Source organism: Rhizobium sp. T1470 (assembly GCF_042140505.1).
In the GTDB taxonomy this organism is placed as follows: Bacteria; Pseudomonadota; Alphaproteobacteria; order Rhizobiales; family Rhizobiaceae; genus Rhizobium; species Rhizobium favelukesii.
The window spans coordinates 679015-697618 of sequence record NZ_CP148094.1 but is presented as its reverse complement, the minus strand read 5'-3'; the positions used below and the strand labels follow the sequence as shown (position 1 = coordinate 697618).

The window sequence follows — 18604 nt, the reverse complement described above, 5'->3', positions numbered from 1 at the left end:
CTAACGGACCAAGCTGGTCATGCGGCAACATGTGCCGATGTCTGTTTCAGGGTCTGCAGATGCGGGTATTTTTCGGTCAGCAGTGAGCCGTGATAGTAGGTCTTCGCGAATGCTTCGGTTGCTCGGATGTTCTCCAGCCAGGAGGCAATCTGAGGCGCATCGGCCCACAGGTAGCCAAGGTTGATGTCGTCCATGCGCACGATCACCGGCATGATGGCGATGTCGGCCAGCGTCATGTCAGCCCCGAGCAGCCATGGCCCGCCTGAATCGCGCAACCAATGTGCCATCCGATCGATCCCGCGCCTGAGGCGCCCGATCGCCTCGTCCATTTCGGACTGGGGAAAGCCGGTGCGCCCCATTTTCAGCAAGAATTCCCGGCGCAATGGCTTGCTTTCGCAGACCGCCAGGAACGCATCCTCGGTCATTGCCTGGTAGTGTGGCAGGAACGCCAGGTTGTACGACGGCACGCGCACGGCAGGCGTCGGGACTTCGTCGATGAAGCGCATCATCGTCCGCATCCGTGCCGCCTCGAGCGGATCGTGCGGCCGAAGCGGCGCGACGTCGCCGAGAATATCTTCCAGATATTCCATGATCACAGCGGAATCGATCACAGGCACGTCATTGTGAACGAGCGCCGGCACGACGCCATTGGGGTTGATCGCGAGATAGTCCGGCTTCAGCTGGTCGCCTTTGAAGAGATCCAGTTTGTGCTCCTCGAAGGTCTTTCCCTTCAGGTGAAGGGTGTAGCGGACACGCTGGCTGCAGGTCGATTGCGGTGCGTTATAGAGCACGTATTCGGGCATGACTTCCTCCCCGTGCCACTTGGGCGAGTTCCATCGTTGAACGTTGCGTGGCAGGCTTCTGCCCTGCGATCAGTCCCAGTTCAGAATCCTGGGGAGCTTGCCCTTCTTTGCGAGCGTGCCCACCAGGCCGAGAGGAAAGAAGACGAGCCCGAGCGCCATCACCAGACCGGTTCCGAGGATGTTGATTTCCGAGGCACCCATCGTCGCTACGAAGAATTCGTTGAGCGCCACGATCGCGACTGCCCCGATGACAGGACCTGCAATCGTTCCCTTGCCCCCGAGGATGCACATCAGCACGAGGTTCGCAGAGATATTGATGAGTAGGAAGATATTCGGGCGCAGGTAGGTCAGGTATTCGCCCCAGACGGCGCCGGCCATGCCGACGAAAAAAGCAGAGAGCGCGAAGGCGAGTACCTTGTAGAGCCTAGTGTTGATGCCTGCACTTTCCGCCTTGATCTCATCTTTGGAAATGGCCCTCAGGCCGAGGCCGAACTTGGAATGCTTGATCCTGTAGGTCGCCCAAACGGTGAAAGCGGCGATCGCGAGGAAGGCGTAATAATAGGGAAGCTTCGTCCACTGCACCGTCAAGCTATTGGTCGGCAACGTCAGACCGTTGGTCCCGCCGATAAATGCCCAGTTGTCGAAAAGGATGCGGGCGATCATCAGGAGTGCGATCGAGGAGATGATGAAGCTTGGCCCTCGAACCTTCAGCGTAACGAGCCCGACGAGATAGCCGGCAGCAGCGGCCACCAGACCGGCAAGCGGAGCGGTGACGATGGTCGAGATGCCGTAGCGGGCAAACAGCATGCCGGCGACATAACCGCCAATGCCGAAGAAAACGCTGTGGCCAAGCGAGACATAGCCGGCAAATCCGCCGAGAATGTTCCAGCCCGATGCCATGGCGACCGAGCAGGCGGTGAAAAGAACCAGATGCAGCAGATAGTTGTAGTTGCCAGTAAACTGCAGGAGCGGCAGGGCTGCGAGAGCTGCAAGCAATACAAGGGGAAACCAGGTCGCCCGGGTCTGATCGGCTTTGAGCGCCAGTTTCTCGTTGTGGGCGCGCCGCGCCTCTCGCACCGTGCTAGCGCTGGATTGGGGAAACGTGACAGTCATTATGCCATCTCCGGTTTTTCGCCGAACAGGCCCTGGGGCCGGACGAGCAGGATAACGAAAAGAGCGAGGAAGAAGGTCATCGTCGACCACGTGGCTCCGATCCAGGTTCCGACGAAGGCGGCAATGATGGAAAGGCCGAGTGCAGCGACGACGGTACCGAGGATGCTACCCATGCCGCCAAGGACGACGACCGACATCAGCATCGCTACCCATTCCCAATGCTTGGCAGGGAAAAAACTGAAGACGAAGCTGACGAGCGAGCCAGCCGCACCTGCGAGGCCGATGCCGATCGCGAAGGCAAGAATGCTGATTGCGTTGACATTGACGCCGAGCAGCTCTGCAGCCTCACGGTTCTGGGTGGTGGCACGAATGGCATAACCCAGCCGCGAGTATTTCAGGAACAGCGTCAGCCCGCCGATGATAACCAGCGAGACGAGACCGGCATATAGTTGGCCCTTCGGAATGAAGATATCTCCGATGAAGATCGCATCGGTTGCGTAGGCTGGCGAAGTGATCCGCTGCGTGTTGCTGAACAGGCTGCCGAGCAGACCTTCCACCATCATTGCCAGCGCGAAGGTCAGAAGCACGGTCATCTCGGAGTATTTGGCACTCTTTGCCTCGCGCTCGAACAGCAGCCGGTAAAGCACGACGCCCACGGCCGCCATGACGACGGCCGCAACCGGCAGCATGAGGATCGGATCGAGACCGAACAGCGCGAAGGCCCAGTAGGCGACATAGGCGCCACCGATGATGAGCACCGGATGGGCCAGGTTGACGATGCGCATCACACCGAAGACGAGCGACAGGCCCGACCCCATCAAAGCGATGACGCCGCCGAGCGCCAGTCCCAGTATCAGTATCTGGATGATTTCAGCCATTTGTGTTCCCTTCAGGCGGCGGCCTTCTTGCCACCAAGGTAGAGTTCCTGGATGCGTGGATCGGCGAGGATCTCCTTGGCCGGCCCTTCGAAGAGCGTGCTGCCGAGATCGAGCACGACGCCCCAGTCGGAATTCTTCAGGCCCATGAGGGCGTTCTGCTCGACGAGAAGAACAGTGATGCCCTCCGCCGACATGGTCTTCATGATGTCGAACATCTCCTGGATCACCTTCGGCGCGAGACCGAGCGACGGCTCGTCCAGCATGACGATGCTCGGCTTGATGATCAGCGTGCGCGCCATGGCAAGTGTCTGCTGCTGCCCGCCGGACATGGTGCCGGCAAACTCGTCCGCCTTTGCCTTCAGCATCGGGAAGCGTTCGAGGACTTCCTCGACGCGGCGATGGAGCTCCTTGTGATCGTCGATGATGAAGCCGCCCATGCGCAAGTTCTCGCGCACCGTCATCTTCGGAAAGAGGGCGCGCTCCTGCGGCACGAAGCAGATGCCTTCCCTCAGGATCTGATCCGGGCGCATGCCGTTCAACCGCTTGCTCCTGAAGATCACGTCACGGATTGTGAGCATCCCGCAGATGGACTTCAGCAGCGTCGACTTGCCGGCCCCGTTGGGCCCGATGATACAGTGCACCTTGCCCGGCTCGACTGTCAGATGGGCGCCATCAAGGATGGCCGGTCCGTCGCCGTAGCCGGCGGTGATATCGGAAACGTGTAGGAGTTCGGCCATCACGCTTCCTCCTCTTCCAGAACGCCGCCGAGATAGGCGTCGAGCACCTGTGCGTCCTTGCGCACAATATCAGGCGTGCCCGTGCAGATGACGCGGCCCTGTGCCATGACGACGACCTTGTGTGAAAGCCGCATGATGAGATCCATGTTGTGCTCGACAATAAGGACCGTCATCCCCTTCTCGTTTAGCGCGCGAATACGATCCACGATCTCTTCCATCAGCGATGGATTGACGCCACCGGCCGGCTCGTCGAGCAGGATGACCTTCGGGTCGGACATCAGGAGAGCCGCGAGATCCATCAGCTTCTTCTGGCCGTAGGAGAGGTTATGACCATCCTCGAAGGCGATCCTCGTGATCCCGAGAAAATCGAGGATCGACATTGCCTTGTCCTTCTCATCCCGGCTCATCGCCGGGCGGAAGAGCCCGCCAAATCCGTGAACCTTCGACTGGACGATGACGTTCTCGATCACTGTCATGTCAGAGAGGTTGCGCGAGATCTGGAAGGTGCGGCTGAGACCCTTGGCGGTGATCTTATGCGGGCGCAGATTGTCGATCCGCTCGCCGTCGAGCCATACTTCGCCGCCGCTGGGCGTGGCGGTACGGCTGATACAGTTGAACGCGGTGGTCTTGCCGGCCCCGTTGGGTCCGATCAGAGCCGTGATCGACCCCTTCTCGACGGTGAAGGAAGCACCATCGACGGCCTTTACCCCTCCGTAGTGCTTGCAGAGATTCCTGACTTCGAGCATTTGCCCGGCCTCCATTATCGTATGCTGGCTTTTTGAACGCGGGGCGACCTGTGGCAGCCCCGCTGACGGTTTCGTCAGAAACCTGCCTTGGGGTAGCTGAGCGGCGAAACGCCCTTGAACTCATCCTTCGGATAGACGAACTTCAACTCGCCCCCTTGCCATTGCGTCATGATGTAGGACTTGTCCTTGGCAAGGCCCCGATCGTCCCATGAGAAGCGGCCGAGTACAGTGCGCACTGGATTGTCCTTAGTACGTTGGCGGAGCCATTCGCCCATCTTGGCGTTGTCGGTCGAGCCCGCTCCGGCGATCGCCTGTTCGATGCCCTGGCAGACAGCAAACGGGATGGCGCTGTCCTCATCCGGATCGACGCCGTAGGCTGCCTTGAAGGCCTTGACGAAGTCGGCATTGGTAAACGGCTTGCGCGCGAGCGTGCTTTCGAAAGGCGCGTCCTTGTGCCAGTTGGCATGAACCATCACGCCTTCGGCTGCGCTTGCACCTACGCCGTCGATGAACTCGTGCTGTGCGCCCTGGCTCAGGTAGACAAACTTCGGCTTGGCACCGACCGTTTTGAGTGCCCGGGTCAGCTGGACGGCTTCCTCTTCCGATGCCGTCAGGCCGATGATCAACTCGGCACCCGAACGCTTAATCGAGTTGGCAAGGTTCAGCCAGTCATTGAAGCCGTCGTCGGGCCATTTCTCCTGCATGACCACGTCGATGCCGGCGTCTTTCAGGAAACCAGGCGCAAGGTCGGCGATCTGCTTGTTGGTTGCCGCATCGACGACCTTTTCGCCAAGTAAGCCTGAAGCGATGGCGTTGGCGAAGAAGTCGTCGGCATGCACGATCGCGGCGGTCTTCGGTCCCTGCCCTGCCGGGATCAGATCCTTGATGACATTGACCACATCCTTGCCGGTATATTCTGCCGCGCCGACCTGGAAGTAGAAGAGGTTCTTGTAGCCCTGCTCGTAGATGCGCAGTGCGCCGCCTGATGGAACCGGGTGGACCATGTTGTATTTGGACAGAATGCTTGCCACCGGATAAGTGAGGCGGCTTGAAAAGGTGCCGTAAACCGCATCCACCTTGTCGACGTTGATGAAGCGCTCGTACTGATTGATCGCGGTTGCCGGATCCGAACGATTGTCGCTGACGACGAGATCGACTTGCCGCCCGAGAATGCCGCCGGCGTCGTTAATCAGCTTCGTGCAGAGTTCATATCCGCGCTTGTGCTTTTCGCCACTGACCGACAGGCTGCCAGTAATCGGCAACGACGCACCGATCTTGATATTCCCCGCGTGCGCGTTCGCTCCGATTAGCGCAAAGGCGACCGTTGCCGCAAAAAGTCCTGAAAGCCTCATCGATGCTCCTCCACCGTTCCACCACGAAATCTACGTGCAATCGATTGCACAAAATGCCGAAATTCCGCCCACCGATGCCATCTGGAAACTCCTCCGTCTTCCAAGGCAGCCGCTGACTGTATGCAATCGATATGCTAGATCGTGCTTCTGGAGCATGTATATGCTAAAAAAACGAATTACATTGAAGGACATAGCGCGCGAGACAGGAGTTCATGTCTCGACCGTCTCACGCGCGCTCGATCCTGTCGAACGCAAGAACATCACCGAGGAAGTCGCCAATCGCATCCAGGCGGCGGCGAACACGCTCGGCTATCGTCCGAACAGAATTGCCGCTGGTCTTCGCACCAACAGGACAATGACCGTCGGGGTCATGATCCCTGATATCACCAACGTCATTTTTCCGCCGATCCTTCGCGGAATCGAATGTGTTCTCGAGCCGTTTGGCTACGCCTCCATCATCGTCAATACGGATAGCGACGCCGAACGGGAAGAGCGGCTGATCGACGTATTGCGCGACCGCGGCGTGGACGGGATCATCCATGCCGCGGTACTCCGAAGTGACCCGGCGATCGCAAAGGCTGCTCAAGACGGATTGCCCGTTGTCACGCTAAACAGAAAGGTCGATGGCTCGCCCATTCCTTCGGTCGTCAACGATGAGGATTCCGGCATTTGTCAGATGCTGCGACATCTGCGGAGCCTTGGTCATACGCGCATTGCCCATATCGCCGGCCCGCAGGATCTGTCGACGGGCCAACTTCGTTTGACAGCCTTCCGCAGGGCGGCAGAGGACATGAACATCAACGTCGCGGATGATTTGATCGCCGTTGCTGCGCGGTTCGACGAGGCGGAAGGCGCACGATGCCTTGCGACATTGCTGACCACGGGTAGACCGTTTACGGCCGTGCTTTGCGCCAACGACCGATTGGCTCTGGGAGCCATTGAGGCAATGAGGGAACGAAATATTGCCTGCCCAGAGCAGATTTCAGTTACCGGTTTCAATGACATGCCCTTTCTGAACCTCATTCAGCCCAAGCTTACCACGATCCGTATTCAGCAATTCGGCGCGGGAAAAGCGGCAGCCAATATTCTCCTGCGGCTCCTGAATTCCGATGACAAGGCGATGATTCCGGTGGCAACGGTCCTGCCTGTAGAACTCATCGTCCGGGACAGCACCGCCCGTACCGCCAACGGAGCCTAACCTGGCTCCGCAGATCTTTCACGCCATTTAGCCGCAGCCACGCTATGCCCCTTAAGCCGAGCAATTCGCGCTCCTTTCGTCCTGAAGAAAGTTCGGACCTATGCCGCGCATACGAATCCCATCGACGCGTCTCACTTACCGCAGCGCCACGACAAAAGCGGGCACTTGTTTGCGAGGAAAGCCGATAAAGGTGTCCGGTGAAAAGGCTACTGCGGCGTTTTCACAGCGACAGCAAGGCGAAGGCGAATTGAGGGGCGATGGTCGAGGCCCGCAGTTCGGGTTGTCGCTAAGACCAATGCTCTCCGAGCGATCTTTTTAAAAAAGGTGGGGACCTCTTTAACCCCGGTCATTCGATCAGTCAGGCCAGACACTTTAGTCAGGCGATGCCCTGGGCAGGACGGTTGATTGACAGCAAGTGGCGGACAACCGGGGGCTCCGGCCCTTGATGGAATCGCCTTACCTCTTCCTGGATGTCGGCGTCCGCCTTCGACACGCGCTTGTGCTGGCGCAGATGCTCGGCCCAGGATTCGACCATGAACCATTCCACCATTTTGCCGGGATCGGCGGCATTTCGGTGACGCCCCAGCCATAAGCGCCGTCCCTACGGCGCGCGCTGGACAGGCGGGCGGGCGCACGTGCAGCCGCCGCGGAGGGGACTAACGCAGCCTTTGCGCGCGCTATTGAACAACTCGTCAATCTCTTTGGAGCGGCCGTTCGGCGGAGTCTTCATGCGCTCGTTGCTTCCGGCTGGGCGCAGGTCGCCACGATCGGCGGAGCTTACAGCCATGCACTGCCAGGCCAGGCCAGCCCGCCGTCAACTGGCGAAGCCATTCGACAATCGGCTATTCTTCGCTGGCGAAGCGACGAGTGCCACCGATTTTTCAACTGCCTACGGCGCTTATCAAAGCGGCGTTCGTGCAGCAGGGCAGGCAATAATAGCACTGAAGCCGGCCCATTCGAAAGTCTACGCGGAGGAGGCTCGGCCGTTCGGCACTGACGATCCCGACGAGCAGCATAAGTCAGGTCGGTATTGATGCGCCGCAGCATACGTGTTTCATAGTGGTGATTACGCAGATAGAGGTGCACTTGATAGGGGAACTTGCTTTGCCGCTGCCAACGATACTCATCGTCGAGGAAAGCGCACAGACGCGAGATGCCGCCGTCAACGCGATCACAGCGGCCGGGTTTTACGTTGCCGACGCCTCGAATGGCGATGATGCTTTGCGCATATTGCAAGGGGACCACGACATTGGTTTGGTGTTCACCTCGATTAATATGACCGGAAAAATCGACGGACTAGGCCTAGCTGTTCGCATCCATCGTGATTGGCCAAAGTTGGCAATCGTTATGACCTCTGCCGTGGTGGAACTCCGACAATCTTCCCTGCCCGAGCGTTGCCGTTTCTTAAAAAAACCGTATCGGATGGAAGACGCCATCCGATGCTTCAGGCTTCTGCTTTGATTGATTAATGGCTTATCCCGTTCACACAGGAGGGGAGCGGCAATAAAGCTCAAAGCGCTGTTCAGGCATTCCGAAAAGACGAGAAATCTCGCGGCGCTCGTCAGCGTCGTCAGCGTCGTCAGCGTCGTCAGCGTCGTCAGCGTCGTCAGCGTCGTCAGCGTCGTCAGCGTGAGACGTGACCTCGTGGCCGAAGATCCGTCAAGACATCTTGTGTACATGGATGTTGAGGTTGCGAGCGACATGCCGCCAGTTAGGTTCGATCGCGTACAGATCCAGCAGGGTTCTGATCAACCTCATTCGCAACGCCATGGACATCATGGTGAGTGACAAAGTCGTGAAGGTGCGCGTCCACCGACGGGGCGTTGAAATCCCTGACAGGATATTCGAACCATTCTTTACGACGAAAGGGCACGGAATGGGCATGGGGCTCGCCAATTTGTCGTTCAATTGTCGAATCTCACGAAGGAAGGATATGGGCGGAAAAGAATGAACCGCAGGGTGCTGTGTTTATCTTCACATTGCCGATCGAATCGGACGCCAGTCATGAACCCACCGCGTAAACGAAAAGACAGCCGGCGCTCAGAGTGTGAAATCCGGCAGATCCGGCCTCAGCGGGGGAAGCAGAGCGCTCAGTGCCAACGGTGGGCAACATGCGAGCAATGGGCTTGGCGGTGGCTCGGCAGAATTTCCCGACACCTTCGAAAGTAACTCTACCAAAAAAGAGCGTCTGTCAGAGGGCTGGCAGACGCTCGACACGTCGAAACTTTGGCGCTCGCCTTAGCGAGCAATCGCTGCCCGGGCGACACTGCGGATGTCCGCGCGTTCGATGCCAAGATCGAAGAGCTCGCGCGAGCTCATGCGGCCGAGTTCGGAGACCGTCTGACGGTATTTGCGCCAATTGTTGAAAGAGCGTGCTACGTTCATGATAATCCCCTTTCCTGGGCTTTCGAAGCAGAGCTGCCAAACCTTGGCGCCTTGTTTGCTTCGATGACTGTCATATAGGCGCATCCCTGATTGGCGAACAGCATCAAGGCTTCACGCCACCCTTGCGACAGGCGCATAGCGTGACCTGGTCACAATCGGTCCGTCCGCTCATTGCGAGTGACGGCCACAACTGCTGAACCACGAGCTTCGTGCTAGCAACGACGGGAAATGACTCGTCCTTGCCACTGCTCGACGATGCGGATCGGCGGGTATGACGGCGACGGCGCCTAACCCCTGGCGCTGACCGCGACCCATATCTTGCGAGGCATCTGAGCGGCATACATATCCTCCGGAACGGATCAGATACGTCGGGTCCAGACGTCCGCCTCGCACAAGCATGCGGCTTGCCTGTCCCGAGATCGATCGCGTCTTTGTTCAATTGCTTTCGCCAGGGAAGCTGATGGCGGTCCGCGAAGAAAAAACAGCCGTTTGACCTTGATGCTTTTGCAGTCAACCAGTCGCTTCTGAAGCCGCCGCGGGCTCAAGGTTGTAAGGCCCTCGATGGATTTTGTCAGCCTGATCGAAGCTCTCATGGTTAGGCAGTTCGCCCAGCATTTCGAGGACGGCGCGCTCGGGCGCCCGAGAGGGTGAGCGGCCATTCCCGTTGTCCCCAGGGCATCACGTTGAAGGAGCCGCGCCGACGATAGGGTCCGCGTTGATTTGACTTTTGTCTTTCACGTTCCAGGCCAGACTGGTCGTGCCGAACGTTGTCGGCTCATTGCGAAACAGCGCGTCGCTATTGTGATAAACGAACCTGGCTTCCAGAGGGAGCTTGTTCAGCCATGAGGGCGCCGGCTCGGGACCATAGTGATGTATCTGCTTTTCTTCCCGCCTGAGATAGTGTGAGAATCCGTGAAGGGACAGCGCTGTGCGGCCACCCACGAGGAAGGGTTGCCGTAGCAGCAGGGTTTGCAGCGATATGACGATGTTCCCAGAGGAGTTTGCCACCGGTCCTTCGGTACACGCCGTGAGCCACGCGCTCCAGCCACCCGTTCATGACGCATTTCCGGCAAAGCTGTGGAGAGTAGCCGTGGTCGCTCAGCCAGGCGGCGTCCACGACCAGCCCTTGCGGGAGTTCGCGCTGCAGGTGGTTTAGCTTTCCCATAAGTCGTCCATAGGGCTATAAAACACGACATTTCCAAACCGCTAGGATTTTCCGTAATTTCTATATCCCACCCCTGAATCTCATCTGGATCAACGGCGATCGGGTTGCTGTGCATCTATGATTACGTGATTTCATCCCACTCGCTCAACGAGATGCGCACGCGACGGTGCAGGGTCAAAATGAGCGGCGAAATATTGGGTTTCGTTGACCACCAGTCCCTCGCGGAATTCCATGATGCTGACCGCATAAGTTGGTATGCCGTCATAGGTAAGTACGAATTCGGTGACCCAGAGATCGCCGCCGCCGATAATTCGCCGGACCGTAAAATGCTTCTTGTTCGGCTGTACGAACCGGCTCTCTTGAATGTTGTGCCGTCCGCGAATCCGCTCGCCCGATTGCGGGTAATAAAGCACGGCATCCTCGCCGTAGATGTCATGCTCAACCTTGAAATCGCCCGCATCCGAGGCATCCCAATGGCGCTCCAGCGCCATGCGCACGGTTCGGTCATCCATCTCAAACTCCCATCTACGCTTCCGGCTACATTCGGAAGCCCTGAGTTCAACGTGTTGGAAATGGTTTTCTCAAACGTGGTGACATATTGCCGACCGCGCCAGTCATGTGTCGCCTCACCGTGCCGTTAACTGCGATCTCGTTTAAAGGTACGCCTGTCGGGAGCACCCCACAATGCGCGGATACTGGACCGTCACCCTCGTGGGATCCGAGCACCATCAAAGGCTGAACGATTTCGAGTTCATCTCTCGGATCGTTTCCTCTTACGAGCAGTCGATGCTACAGGCGACCGAATGAGGCTTCAAGCAAAGACTGCGGCAACAAACAGCTCCTTGGGTACCAGACGGCATCAAAGCGGCCAGTCTAGCAGACTTGAATTTGACGACGACCAGGCACCAAGCCTCCTCAGCCATACGCCTTTATGCAGACTCCCAACTGATGACGGTAACTTCGGATTCTGTCGATATGCAGGGATGTGCCGGACGAAGATTTTCAACCATTGCGTCGACGCTGAGAAACCCGCTCTGGACAAGTTCGTCCGAGCTCAGCCCCGATATGGATTTCCGTTCGACTGCAATGACATGCACCTTCGATGCTCCCCAGAAACCACTGGCAGATTTGATCTCAAGCGGCCCTGGTTTGATTGAGCAGTAACCGACCCGAACAGCAATGGTTTTGCTGCCACTCTCTACGGACTCCATATGGTTGTCCGCAATTGCCAGGTTTTGCATCACGTCTCCATTTAAGACCAACAGGGCACCACACGGAGGATCGGCTCGATCCTCTTTGCGGAGTATTATTCGGATATCGGTTGGAGGCCAAACGCAAATGCCGAATGGCAGCTATGCATGGCAACCGACGCGACCTGAGATAAGGGGCGGAAAGACGATGACTTCCAACTCAGCTGCGAGCTCTACATAAGCGGGAAACATGCCACGTAAAAATATGAGCGATTTACGATACGCTTGCCATGAGTTGGTGACGGTCATTCGGTCATTCGGTTTAGGACCCGACGCGCAAGCGCGTACTGTCGCAGTCGGTGTACGACCTCTGCGAATTTGTTCCGGATCTCGGATTGCTTGAAATCTTGGCTTGACAACCCGTCTTCCGCAAGAACCGTCTGTGCAATCTTTCCACGAGACTATATGGTCGACCACGACGACGGGGTCGGCATTGCGGAGGCGTCGAGTTGGCGAAGGATCGGCGTCGTTGTGCTAATGAACTGCAAAACTCAGCTATTCCTGTTCCTCGCGTTGAGATTTCACCCCGGTCAAAACCGCTTGTTTGGCAGATCGGTGCGGGCCCCCAGGAAAACTATCTTGCATCTCTCAGCTGAGAAGTCCTTGTCCGCCGTCGACGAAGACAGGCGAGCCGGTAATGTGTCGCGCTGCATCGCTCAATAGGAACATAATGATCTTGCCGACGTCGTTAGCCCGACCAGGATCACCACCAGTGATGGGCACGCTTCCCTCCGGCCAAATCACTGGGACCTCCGCCTCCTCGCGATGACGAATTTCGGTCGACGCCTCGATATTGGTCTCGATCGCTCCAGGACAGACCACGTTAATGCGGATGCCATGGCGGCCGAGCTCGAGCGCGAGCTGCTGTGTCATCGCAACCTGTGCCGCCTTCGTCGCACTGTACGCCGTAGCTCCCGGATTGGTGAAGGTTCTCACGCCATTGATCGAGGCAACGACCACAATCGATCCTCGTCCACGGTCCTTCATCAGCGGTACCGTCCTGTTCAGCGTCAGGTAGGTTTGACGCGGATGGTGGCGTCCCATTCCTCCGGTGTGAGATCGTCGATTGGCGCCCAGACGCCGTTGATGCCGGCATTGGCGACCACAGCGTCGAGCCGACCGAAATCGCTCCTAATGGCCGTTATGGCGCGGTCCATATCTACTTCAGAGGCGACGTCTCCGTCCACCGGTACTACCTTGCCACCCTGTTGTCGGAGTGTTCGAGCCAGGTTTTCCAGTGGTTCGTCATTAAGATCGAAGAGCGCGAGATCGTAACCCGACGACGCAAGAATTTTTGAGGTTTCGAGACCTATCCCGGAGCTCGCACCGGTGACGAACGCGACTGGCCGTGCCATCCGTCAGTCCCGCGATCCGGTGGGGTTTATGAGGGAGACGGGATCGCTTGCCCCACAACTTTCCTCGAGGTCTTCGCCGACATCGACGAGAAAAGGCTGTTCGTCCTGCAGCCAGCCCTGCTCGTTCCCGTCGTCCCCCTCGTCCCACAGATCGATGTCATTCCCGGTTCCGAACACAGCGAGTTGGACTATTAGCTTCTTTGCCCGCGGGACAGCGTCGCCACCTTCGGTCGCCATCCCAACGGAAACGCCATCACAACGCTTCCCCTGGAATTCAACGGTGAGGATACCATCGTTCAGATTGCCCACGTGGGCGTCGACAGGTTGCATGGGAGTTCTCCTCTGTCGCGAAACAATGCGGGAGAAGGCCGGTTGTTCCGGATGGCCTTCCAGCGCGGCGAAATTTAAAAAGCCGATCAGGAACTATACCGTTTCGGCCATATTGTTTCGGCACGCCTTCGTCGACAATGGCCGCTTTCACAGCCGGCGAGCGGTGTTCTCGTTGCGAGGTTCAGCGATCGTGTCGGACACCTGTAAACAGTGCTCATTTTCCAAGCCGTAGGCCCTACGGACATAACGTTGGCCATCAGGCTTGCGATTGACGTCGAGCCTCCGCTTCCTTGCAATGAACTCAAAGCAGCCGATCACGTTTTAGGTAAGTGGCTCGCGCCATTTATTCGCCACCGTCGAAAACGCGCATGCGTCAGTCGGAGACATCATTATGAAACGCTATGCTTACGATGGATTACAGCTATTTTCTTTCTCGTCTCAATCCTGGGACACTCGATTTTCGGTTGGTTCGCGTATGTTGATGAGACGATGCAACACGCGCAAGCTCCGCAATTTTCTGAATATGCAATCAGAACTCGCTCGCGACACTTTTGAAAATTGGCAATCGGAATTTCTACAGTTGATGTGGCAAGTGATGGGACTTGCTTATTTTCTCTATGTCGGCTCCCCCTCCTCTAAAGAGAATGACGATAGACTCGAGGCAAAGATCGACGAGTTGCTCAAAAATAAACGCCGGTGAGAGAGGGGCTGAAATTGTTGCCGAACTTGACGAACGCTATCTGCGCGTTCACGGCCATGCCCGGCCGCATGCCCATCGCACCTGAAAGAAGAAGCCATTCAACTTGCCTCCGCACCGCCGTTTTGCGATCGTGAAAGCGCTGCCCTTTTCTCACGCGCCGAACCTGGCCCCGGGGGGCACAAGAAGCTCATCGCCGCCATGACGGATCTTCCAGATCGTCTGGTGCGCACTCAACCACTTTGCGACGGGGCCTGATGTCCTCGAAAAGCACGCTCTGTGCGCCCCCGCCGGCGCGCAACAGGTTTCTATCGCACGCCGACAAAGGCCACTCTCGTTTTTATCGTATTTGGGACCTTAACCGCCTGCTTCCGGCCGGTTGAAAATGAGAAGCCTGCCGACTGGGTGACAAACCGGCGACGGGCTGACCGAGGACCTTCATTCGATCCAATAGTCTTGCCCCCAGTTTTGATATGTGAGTTTTAGCGTCCCGTCTGGCTGGACGACATAGCGCTCGTTAATGCGGTAGCCGAACTTCCCGAGGAATGTGTTTTTGATGACAGTTCCTGGCCTATAGGGAGAATGAACTACCCTGCCGCCGTATGTCAGGCTTCCTGGAAGCGGCTGGATCTGCGCCGTTGAGGTGGTACAAGCTGCCAAAGCAATTGCGACCGTTGCGCTTTCAATCATTGGGATAATTCGCATTCGATGCTCCATGCGAGGACATCAAACAGCGGTTCTCTGCCAAGGTTCCACGGTTTGAAGGATAGGCGTCACTCGCCCATCATTCGTTGGTGCCGGGCTGCCCTTCCAGTTGACCGCTGTCCTCGGCGCGGTGGGCGTCAGGGAACGGATTCTAGTAAGGACCGATGCACTGGCGCCGGGGGCCGTAGTAAGGCTGAAACGTGTTGTCATATGCCCGATAGGATCGATATCGAGAATAACACCAGTCAACATGCGAGTAGCCAGAATAACTGGGCGAAGCATAATACCTCGGCTGAGCCAGCATGCCGCCAATAATCGCGCCTGTCGCCAGTCCGCCGAACAGCAGGCCGAAATCGTTGTAACCACCATAGTAGTTGCCGCGGCCATAGCCGCCATAGCGTCCATACCGGTAGCCACCATAGGGCCGATAGCCGCCGTGGTAGCTGCGGCCGTAGTTTCCATAACCGCCCCATGAGCCACCGTAATGTCGGCCGTATGCGCGGGGGAAGTGCCTGCGATATTGAATAAACTGTGGGTCCGAAGCTTGAAACGTCGGCCCGTTGAGGGATGGGAAAGCCTGCGCTGGCATCACGGTCGAAAATGCAGCCAACAGAGACAGGCTTAGGACTGCGAGCTTCCTCATTGTATTCACCATCTGCGTTGACAAGAAAACGGCCGAAACGGTTTTTTGTGCCACAGTCAACCATGGGTCACGCCAATGTGAACGGCCCCGCAGCAGCTATACAGTTCCGCGGCGCACGCCGCACTGACGGGCAGTCTTGTAGATGGCGCAAGGAACGGCCGAGATTAGTTCAAGTCTTCACCTCAATGAACTCAATCGGAGCTCCCGGGACATCATCGTCGAAGACTGCACATGAGAGCCTTCCATCGAAGACACATGCGCTGTCGACGTTGGTTCTATTGCCGATCGTTCGGGGATTGTGGGCTGAGGGGGTATGGCCATGAACGAGGTGCTTGCCCCAGAATTCGTTGGAGTCGGAGGGAGTGAACCGTGTCCACATCAGATCGTGGGGTGTCTGATCCTCCAGATAGACACCGTCTTTAACCCCGGCATGTACGAACATGCGGTACTGATCCGAGTGGATGAGCGGCAGCCTATCGGCCCAATCTAAATGAGCCTGAGGAATGAGCCCGCCGTAGGACTGGATCGTCTCGATGCCACCGCTTGCAAGCCACCAGGACTCTTCGTAGCGGCCCTCCATCGCACCCACCATCATGTCTTCGTGGTTGCCCTTAAGTGCAATCCATTTCCACTCCGGCGACTTAGGGCCGGCAATCAGTCTCTCGACAACGCCCCGGCTATTAGGTCCCCGGTCGACATAATCCCCGAGGAAAATGACAGTCCCGCGCCCATAGGGTTCGATCCAGCGAAGCATCGCCTCCAGTTGCGTGAGGCATCCGTGTATGTCGCCGATAGCAAACGTGAATCTCATGCTCCAACCCTTTCTATCTGAATGACTTTGCCCTTTCGAACGATCGGTCGCCGGGACGGAAATAGTGCGTCTGCGTTGGACTCCGCGTGGACCGTCTCACCGTCGCGAACGAGATGCCCGTTGCAATATACGAGGAGATGGGTTGTGACAGCCCTCAGTGCTTCGAGCTCGGTCGGGAAAACACGTGAGCGTGATCATTAATTCGGTACTGCTGGTGGCGCTTGACGGTTCCGGTGCTCCATGTTTACAACTGACGAGCGCTCCTTGGAAGGCGAGGTTCGCGGTATCCGACAGTAGCCGACCTGGAGGTCCCAATGCGCCGAGTCACTTCTCAAAAAACTCAAGTCCGAAATTTTGAGAAGCTGATGAGACATGCGCACATTAAATCTGGGCATCCTCGCCCATGTGGATGCAGGCAAAACGAGCCTTACGGAACGACTCCTTTTTGACACCGGCACAATCGACAAGCTCGGCAGCGTCGATACCGGTAGCACGCAGACAGACAGCCTTGAACTCGAGCGACAGCGTGGCATCACGATTGCGGCCGCTGTGGTTTCCTTCACGCTCGGCGACCTCGTTGTAAATCTCATCGACACGCCCGGACATCCGGATTTCATCGCCGAGGTCGAGCGGATACTTCAATTACTCGATGCTGCCGTGGTTGTTGTCTCGGCAGTGGAGGGCGTTCAGGCCCAGACGAGAGTCCTGGTTCGGGCGTTGCGGCGTCTCGGTGTTCCGTTCGTTTTCTTCATCAATAAGATCGACCGCCTCGGGGCGCGTTATTCAGAAATCGTAGGGGATATCGCCAGCCAATTGTCGGTTCGACCCGTCGCAATGTCAGCCGTCACGAATGCCGGTGGCCGACACGCGAAGGTGGAGGGTGTCGATATGATGCAGGAGCCTCATTTCTCTGCTTTCTGCGATGCCCTTGCTGTCGAGGACGAAACTCTTCTCAGTGATTTCATTTTGGCCCCCGAAAGTCTGACTATCGAGAGGCTCAGAGCAGCTCTTGCGGACCAGGTTGCGAAGTGTCTTTTGCATCCGGCATTTTGCGGAACCGCGATGACCGGCATCGGTATTGCGGACCTGATTGCAGCGATCGAAACCCTGCTGCCAGGCCGAAATCCTGACCCTCTAGGACCGGTCGAAGGAAAAATCTTCAAGATCGAACGCGGATGGGGCGGAGAAAAACTCGCATATCTCAACCTGACCTCTGGTAGGGTCGCGATGCGCGACTATCTCGAACTGCCGGCCGGCGCGGCCAAGGTGGCAACCATGCAAGTCTTCAGCGAGGGTCGGCTGGAGAAGGTCAATCAGGTCAGTGCTGGACAGATCGCCAAGATCGGCGGGCTTGCCAATGCCCGCATTGGCAATGAGGTGGGAGCCGGTAGGAACACAACCGTCGGCTTTCATTTCGCGCCACCTACTCTTGAGACCCGCGTTCGTCCGCGGCGGCCATCTGACATTTCAGCACTTTGGTTGGCGCTTCAGCAACTCTCAGAGCAAGACCCGCTTATCAATCTGCGCATAAATGGCGACACCAGCGAGATGTTCGTCTCGCTCTACGGCGAGGTGCAAAAGGAGATTATCCAGGCCACATTGCAAAACGACTTCGCCCTCGACGTCACGTTTGAGGAAAGCATGACTATCTGCGCCGAAAGGCTTGTCGGCACCGGGAGCGGGCTTGAGATTATATTTAAGGAGCCAAACCCATTTCTTGCGACGATTGGGTTGCGTGTCGATCCGCGGCCGGAAGATGCGGGCAATAGTTTCGCGCTGGAAGTGGATGTCGGGCAAATGCCGGTGAGTTTCTACCGAGCGGTCGAAGAAACCGTTTTCGAGACGCTCAAAGCGGGCATCTACGGTTGGCAGGTAATCGATTGCCATGTGGCCATGACAGCCGCGCGGCATTCTTCCCCTTCCAGCACCGCCGCCGACTTTCGAAAGCTGACGCCATTGGTACTGGCGACCGCTCTATCATCTGCGCATACAGTCGTGTGCGAGCCGGTTGATCGTTTCCTTCTCGAGGTACCGGCGGCAGCATTAACTGCCACTCTCACGCTGCTTGCACAATGTGGCGCGTCCCCCAAAGGACAGCTGATCAGCGGCGGCATAGCCCGGTTGGAGGGAACGATAACATCCGCGATGGTTCAGACCGTTCAACGACAGTTGGCGGGACTGTCGAGCGGCGCGGGCGTGCTGGAGAGTTCCTTTGATCACTATGCTCGAAAATCTGGCTCAACGGCTTCGCGGCCACGTTCGGGTGCCGACCCGTTTGATCGGGCTGACTACCTACAGAGGACGCGATGAGGCTTCAAACGTTGCGGCGGGGCTCTACTGGTCGCAACGATATCGTTCAAGTCTGCGAAGGTCGACAGCACCCAAAATGCGCGATCTGCGGACTTGGCGATTTGAAATGCGCACAGCTTGCAAGGT

General features: G+C 57.5%; 21 protein-coding genes and 2 pseudogenes. 6 read left to right on the top strand and 17 right to left on the bottom strand.

The window, feature by feature from the left end; genetic code table 11:
• Nucleotides 1–17: 17 nt before the first annotated feature.
• From WGT02_RS37805 to WGT02_RS37780, 6 genes are all read right to left on the bottom strand, one after another.
• Entirely contained in the window at nucleotides 18–803 is a 786-nt protein-coding gene (locus WGT02_RS37805) for a glutathione S-transferase family protein (RefSeq protein ID WP_208245552.1), read from the bottom strand.
• Between the two features lie 69 nt (nucleotides 804–872).
• Nucleotides 873–1916: a branched-chain amino acid ABC transporter permease gene (locus WGT02_RS37800; RefSeq protein WP_208245553.1), complete on the bottom strand. Its 1044-nt coding sequence runs from the start codon at nucleotides 1914–1916 to the stop codon at nucleotides 873–875.
• Nucleotides 1916–2794, bottom strand: coding sequence for a branched-chain amino acid ABC transporter permease (locus tag WGT02_RS37795; RefSeq protein ID WP_024314215.1), 879 nt, complete (start codon nucleotides 2792–2794; stop codon nucleotides 1916–1918). The genes WGT02_RS37800 and WGT02_RS37795 overlap by 1 nt, the downstream gene beginning before the upstream one ends.
• Before the next feature lie 11 nt (nucleotides 2795–2805).
• The gene (locus tag WGT02_RS37790) at nucleotides 2806–3531 is read right to left on the bottom strand and encodes an ABC transporter ATP-binding protein (protein WP_208245554.1); all 726 of its coding nucleotides are present in this window, start codon (nucleotides 3529–3531) and stop codon (nucleotides 2806–2808) included.
• Entirely contained in the window at nucleotides 3531–4277 is a 747-nt protein-coding gene (locus WGT02_RS37785; RefSeq protein ID WP_024314217.1) for an ABC transporter ATP-binding protein, read from the bottom strand. The genes WGT02_RS37790 and WGT02_RS37785 overlap by 1 nt, the downstream gene beginning before the upstream one ends.
• Nucleotides 4278–4351: 74 nt before the next feature.
• Complete coding sequence (locus WGT02_RS37780) at nucleotides 4352–5629, bottom strand: amino acid ABC transporter substrate-binding protein (protein ID WP_208245555.1); 1278 nt, start codon at nucleotides 5627–5629, stop codon at nucleotides 4352–4354.
• A gap of 160 nt (nucleotides 5630–5789) precedes the next feature.
• Between WGT02_RS37780 and WGT02_RS37775 the strand changes: the two genes are divergently transcribed.
• Nucleotides 5790–6827: a LacI family DNA-binding transcriptional regulator gene (locus tag WGT02_RS37775; protein WP_037070569.1), complete on the top strand. Its 1038-nt coding sequence runs from the start codon at nucleotides 5790–5792 to the stop codon at nucleotides 6825–6827.
• A 376-nt stretch (nucleotides 6828–7203) separates the two neighbouring features.
• Here the strand turns inward: WGT02_RS37775 and WGT02_RS37770 are convergent.
• Nucleotides 7204–7463 (bottom strand): annotated as a pseudogene (locus tag WGT02_RS37770) (MFS transporter); the annotation flags it as partial.
• 92 nt (nucleotides 7464–7555) lie between these two features.
• On the opposite strand from WGT02_RS37770, the gene WGT02_RS37765 reads away from it, so the two are divergent.
• From WGT02_RS37765 to WGT02_RS37755, 3 genes are all read left to right on the top strand, one after another.
• Complete coding sequence (locus WGT02_RS37765) at nucleotides 7556–7861, top strand: FAD-dependent oxidoreductase (protein WP_375679957.1); 306 nt, start codon at nucleotides 7556–7558, stop codon at nucleotides 7859–7861.
• 25 nt (nucleotides 7862–7886) lie between these two features.
• Nucleotides 7887–8288: a response regulator transcription factor gene (locus tag WGT02_RS37760; protein ID WP_225040511.1), complete on the top strand. Its 402-nt coding sequence runs from the start codon at nucleotides 7887–7889 to the stop codon at nucleotides 8286–8288.
• 362 nt (nucleotides 8289–8650) lie between these two features.
• Nucleotides 8651–8848: an ATP-binding protein gene (locus WGT02_RS37755; protein WP_331000965.1), complete on the top strand. Its 198-nt coding sequence runs from the start codon at nucleotides 8651–8653 to the stop codon at nucleotides 8846–8848.
• Nucleotides 8849–9065: 217 nt separating this feature from the next.
• On the opposite strand, the gene WGT02_RS37750 is transcribed toward WGT02_RS37755, so the two are convergent.
• The 7 genes and pseudogenes from WGT02_RS37750 to WGT02_RS37720 form a co-directional block, all read right to left on the bottom strand.
• The gene (locus WGT02_RS37750) at nucleotides 9066–9212 is read right to left on the bottom strand and encodes a DUF1127 domain-containing protein (protein WP_065814348.1); all 147 of its coding nucleotides are present in this window, start codon (nucleotides 9210–9212) and stop codon (nucleotides 9066–9068) included.
• Between the two features lie 359 nt (nucleotides 9213–9571).
• Nucleotides 9572–9805, bottom strand: coding sequence for a type IV toxin-antitoxin system AbiEi family antitoxin domain-containing protein (locus WGT02_RS37745; RefSeq protein WP_225040513.1), 234 nt, complete (start codon nucleotides 9803–9805; stop codon nucleotides 9572–9574).
• A gap of 203 nt (nucleotides 9806–10008) precedes the next feature.
• Nucleotides 10009–10377 carry an AbiEi antitoxin N-terminal domain-containing protein gene (locus WGT02_RS37740; RefSeq protein WP_245272563.1) on the bottom strand — a complete coding sequence of 123 codons (369 nt, stop codon included), beginning with the start codon at nucleotides 10375–10377 and terminating at the stop codon, nucleotides 10009–10011.
• Between the two features lie 131 nt (nucleotides 10378–10508).
• Nucleotides 10509–10889, bottom strand: coding sequence for a nuclear transport factor 2 family protein (locus WGT02_RS37735; RefSeq protein ID WP_024316506.1), 381 nt, complete (start codon nucleotides 10887–10889; stop codon nucleotides 10509–10511).
• 417 nt (nucleotides 10890–11306) lie between these two features.
• Entirely contained in the window at nucleotides 11307–11618 is a 312-nt protein-coding gene (locus tag WGT02_RS37730; protein ID WP_024316507.1) for a hypothetical protein, read from the bottom strand.
• A 597-nt stretch (nucleotides 11619–12215) separates the two neighbouring features.
• Nucleotides 12216–12982 (bottom strand): annotated as a pseudogene (locus WGT02_RS37725) (SDR family oxidoreductase).
• A gap of 3 nt (nucleotides 12983–12985) precedes the next feature.
• A complete protein-coding gene (locus WGT02_RS37720) occupies nucleotides 12986–13312 on the bottom strand; it encodes a hypothetical protein (RefSeq protein WP_208245556.1) in 327 nt (108 codons plus the stop codon).
• Between the two features lie 391 nt (nucleotides 13313–13703).
• Here WGT02_RS37720 and WGT02_RS37715 point away from each other — a divergent pair, with 391 nt between their 5' ends.
• Nucleotides 13704–14012 carry a DUF6766 family protein gene (locus WGT02_RS37715; protein ID WP_225040515.1) on the top strand — a complete coding sequence of 103 codons (309 nt, stop codon included), beginning with the start codon at nucleotides 13704–13706 and terminating at the stop codon, nucleotides 14010–14012.
• A gap of 435 nt (nucleotides 14013–14447) precedes the next feature.
• On the opposite strand, the gene WGT02_RS37710 is transcribed toward WGT02_RS37715, so the two are convergent.
• The 3 genes from WGT02_RS37710 to WGT02_RS37700 form a co-directional block, all read right to left on the bottom strand.
• Nucleotides 14448–14714, bottom strand: coding sequence for a hypothetical protein (locus tag WGT02_RS37710; RefSeq protein WP_374046197.1), 267 nt, complete (start codon nucleotides 14712–14714; stop codon nucleotides 14448–14450).
• A 151-nt stretch (nucleotides 14715–14865) separates the two neighbouring features.
• The gene (locus WGT02_RS37705; protein ID WP_024316512.1) at nucleotides 14866–15357 is read right to left on the bottom strand and encodes a BA14K family protein; all 492 of its coding nucleotides are present in this window, start codon (nucleotides 15355–15357) and stop codon (nucleotides 14866–14868) included.
• A gap of 169 nt (nucleotides 15358–15526) precedes the next feature.
• Nucleotides 15527–16168 carry a metallophosphoesterase family protein gene (locus WGT02_RS37700; protein ID WP_208245557.1) on the bottom strand — a complete coding sequence of 214 codons (642 nt, stop codon included), beginning with the start codon at nucleotides 16166–16168 and terminating at the stop codon, nucleotides 15527–15529.
• Between the two features lie 372 nt (nucleotides 16169–16540).
• Between WGT02_RS37700 and WGT02_RS37695 the strand changes: the two genes are divergently transcribed.
• Nucleotides 16541–18478 (top strand): translation factor GTPase family protein, encoded by a 1938-nt coding sequence (locus WGT02_RS37695; RefSeq protein WP_208245558.1) that lies wholly within the window; start codon nucleotides 16541–16543, stop codon nucleotides 18476–18478.
• The last annotated feature ends 126 nt before the right edge of the window (nucleotides 18479–18604 follow it).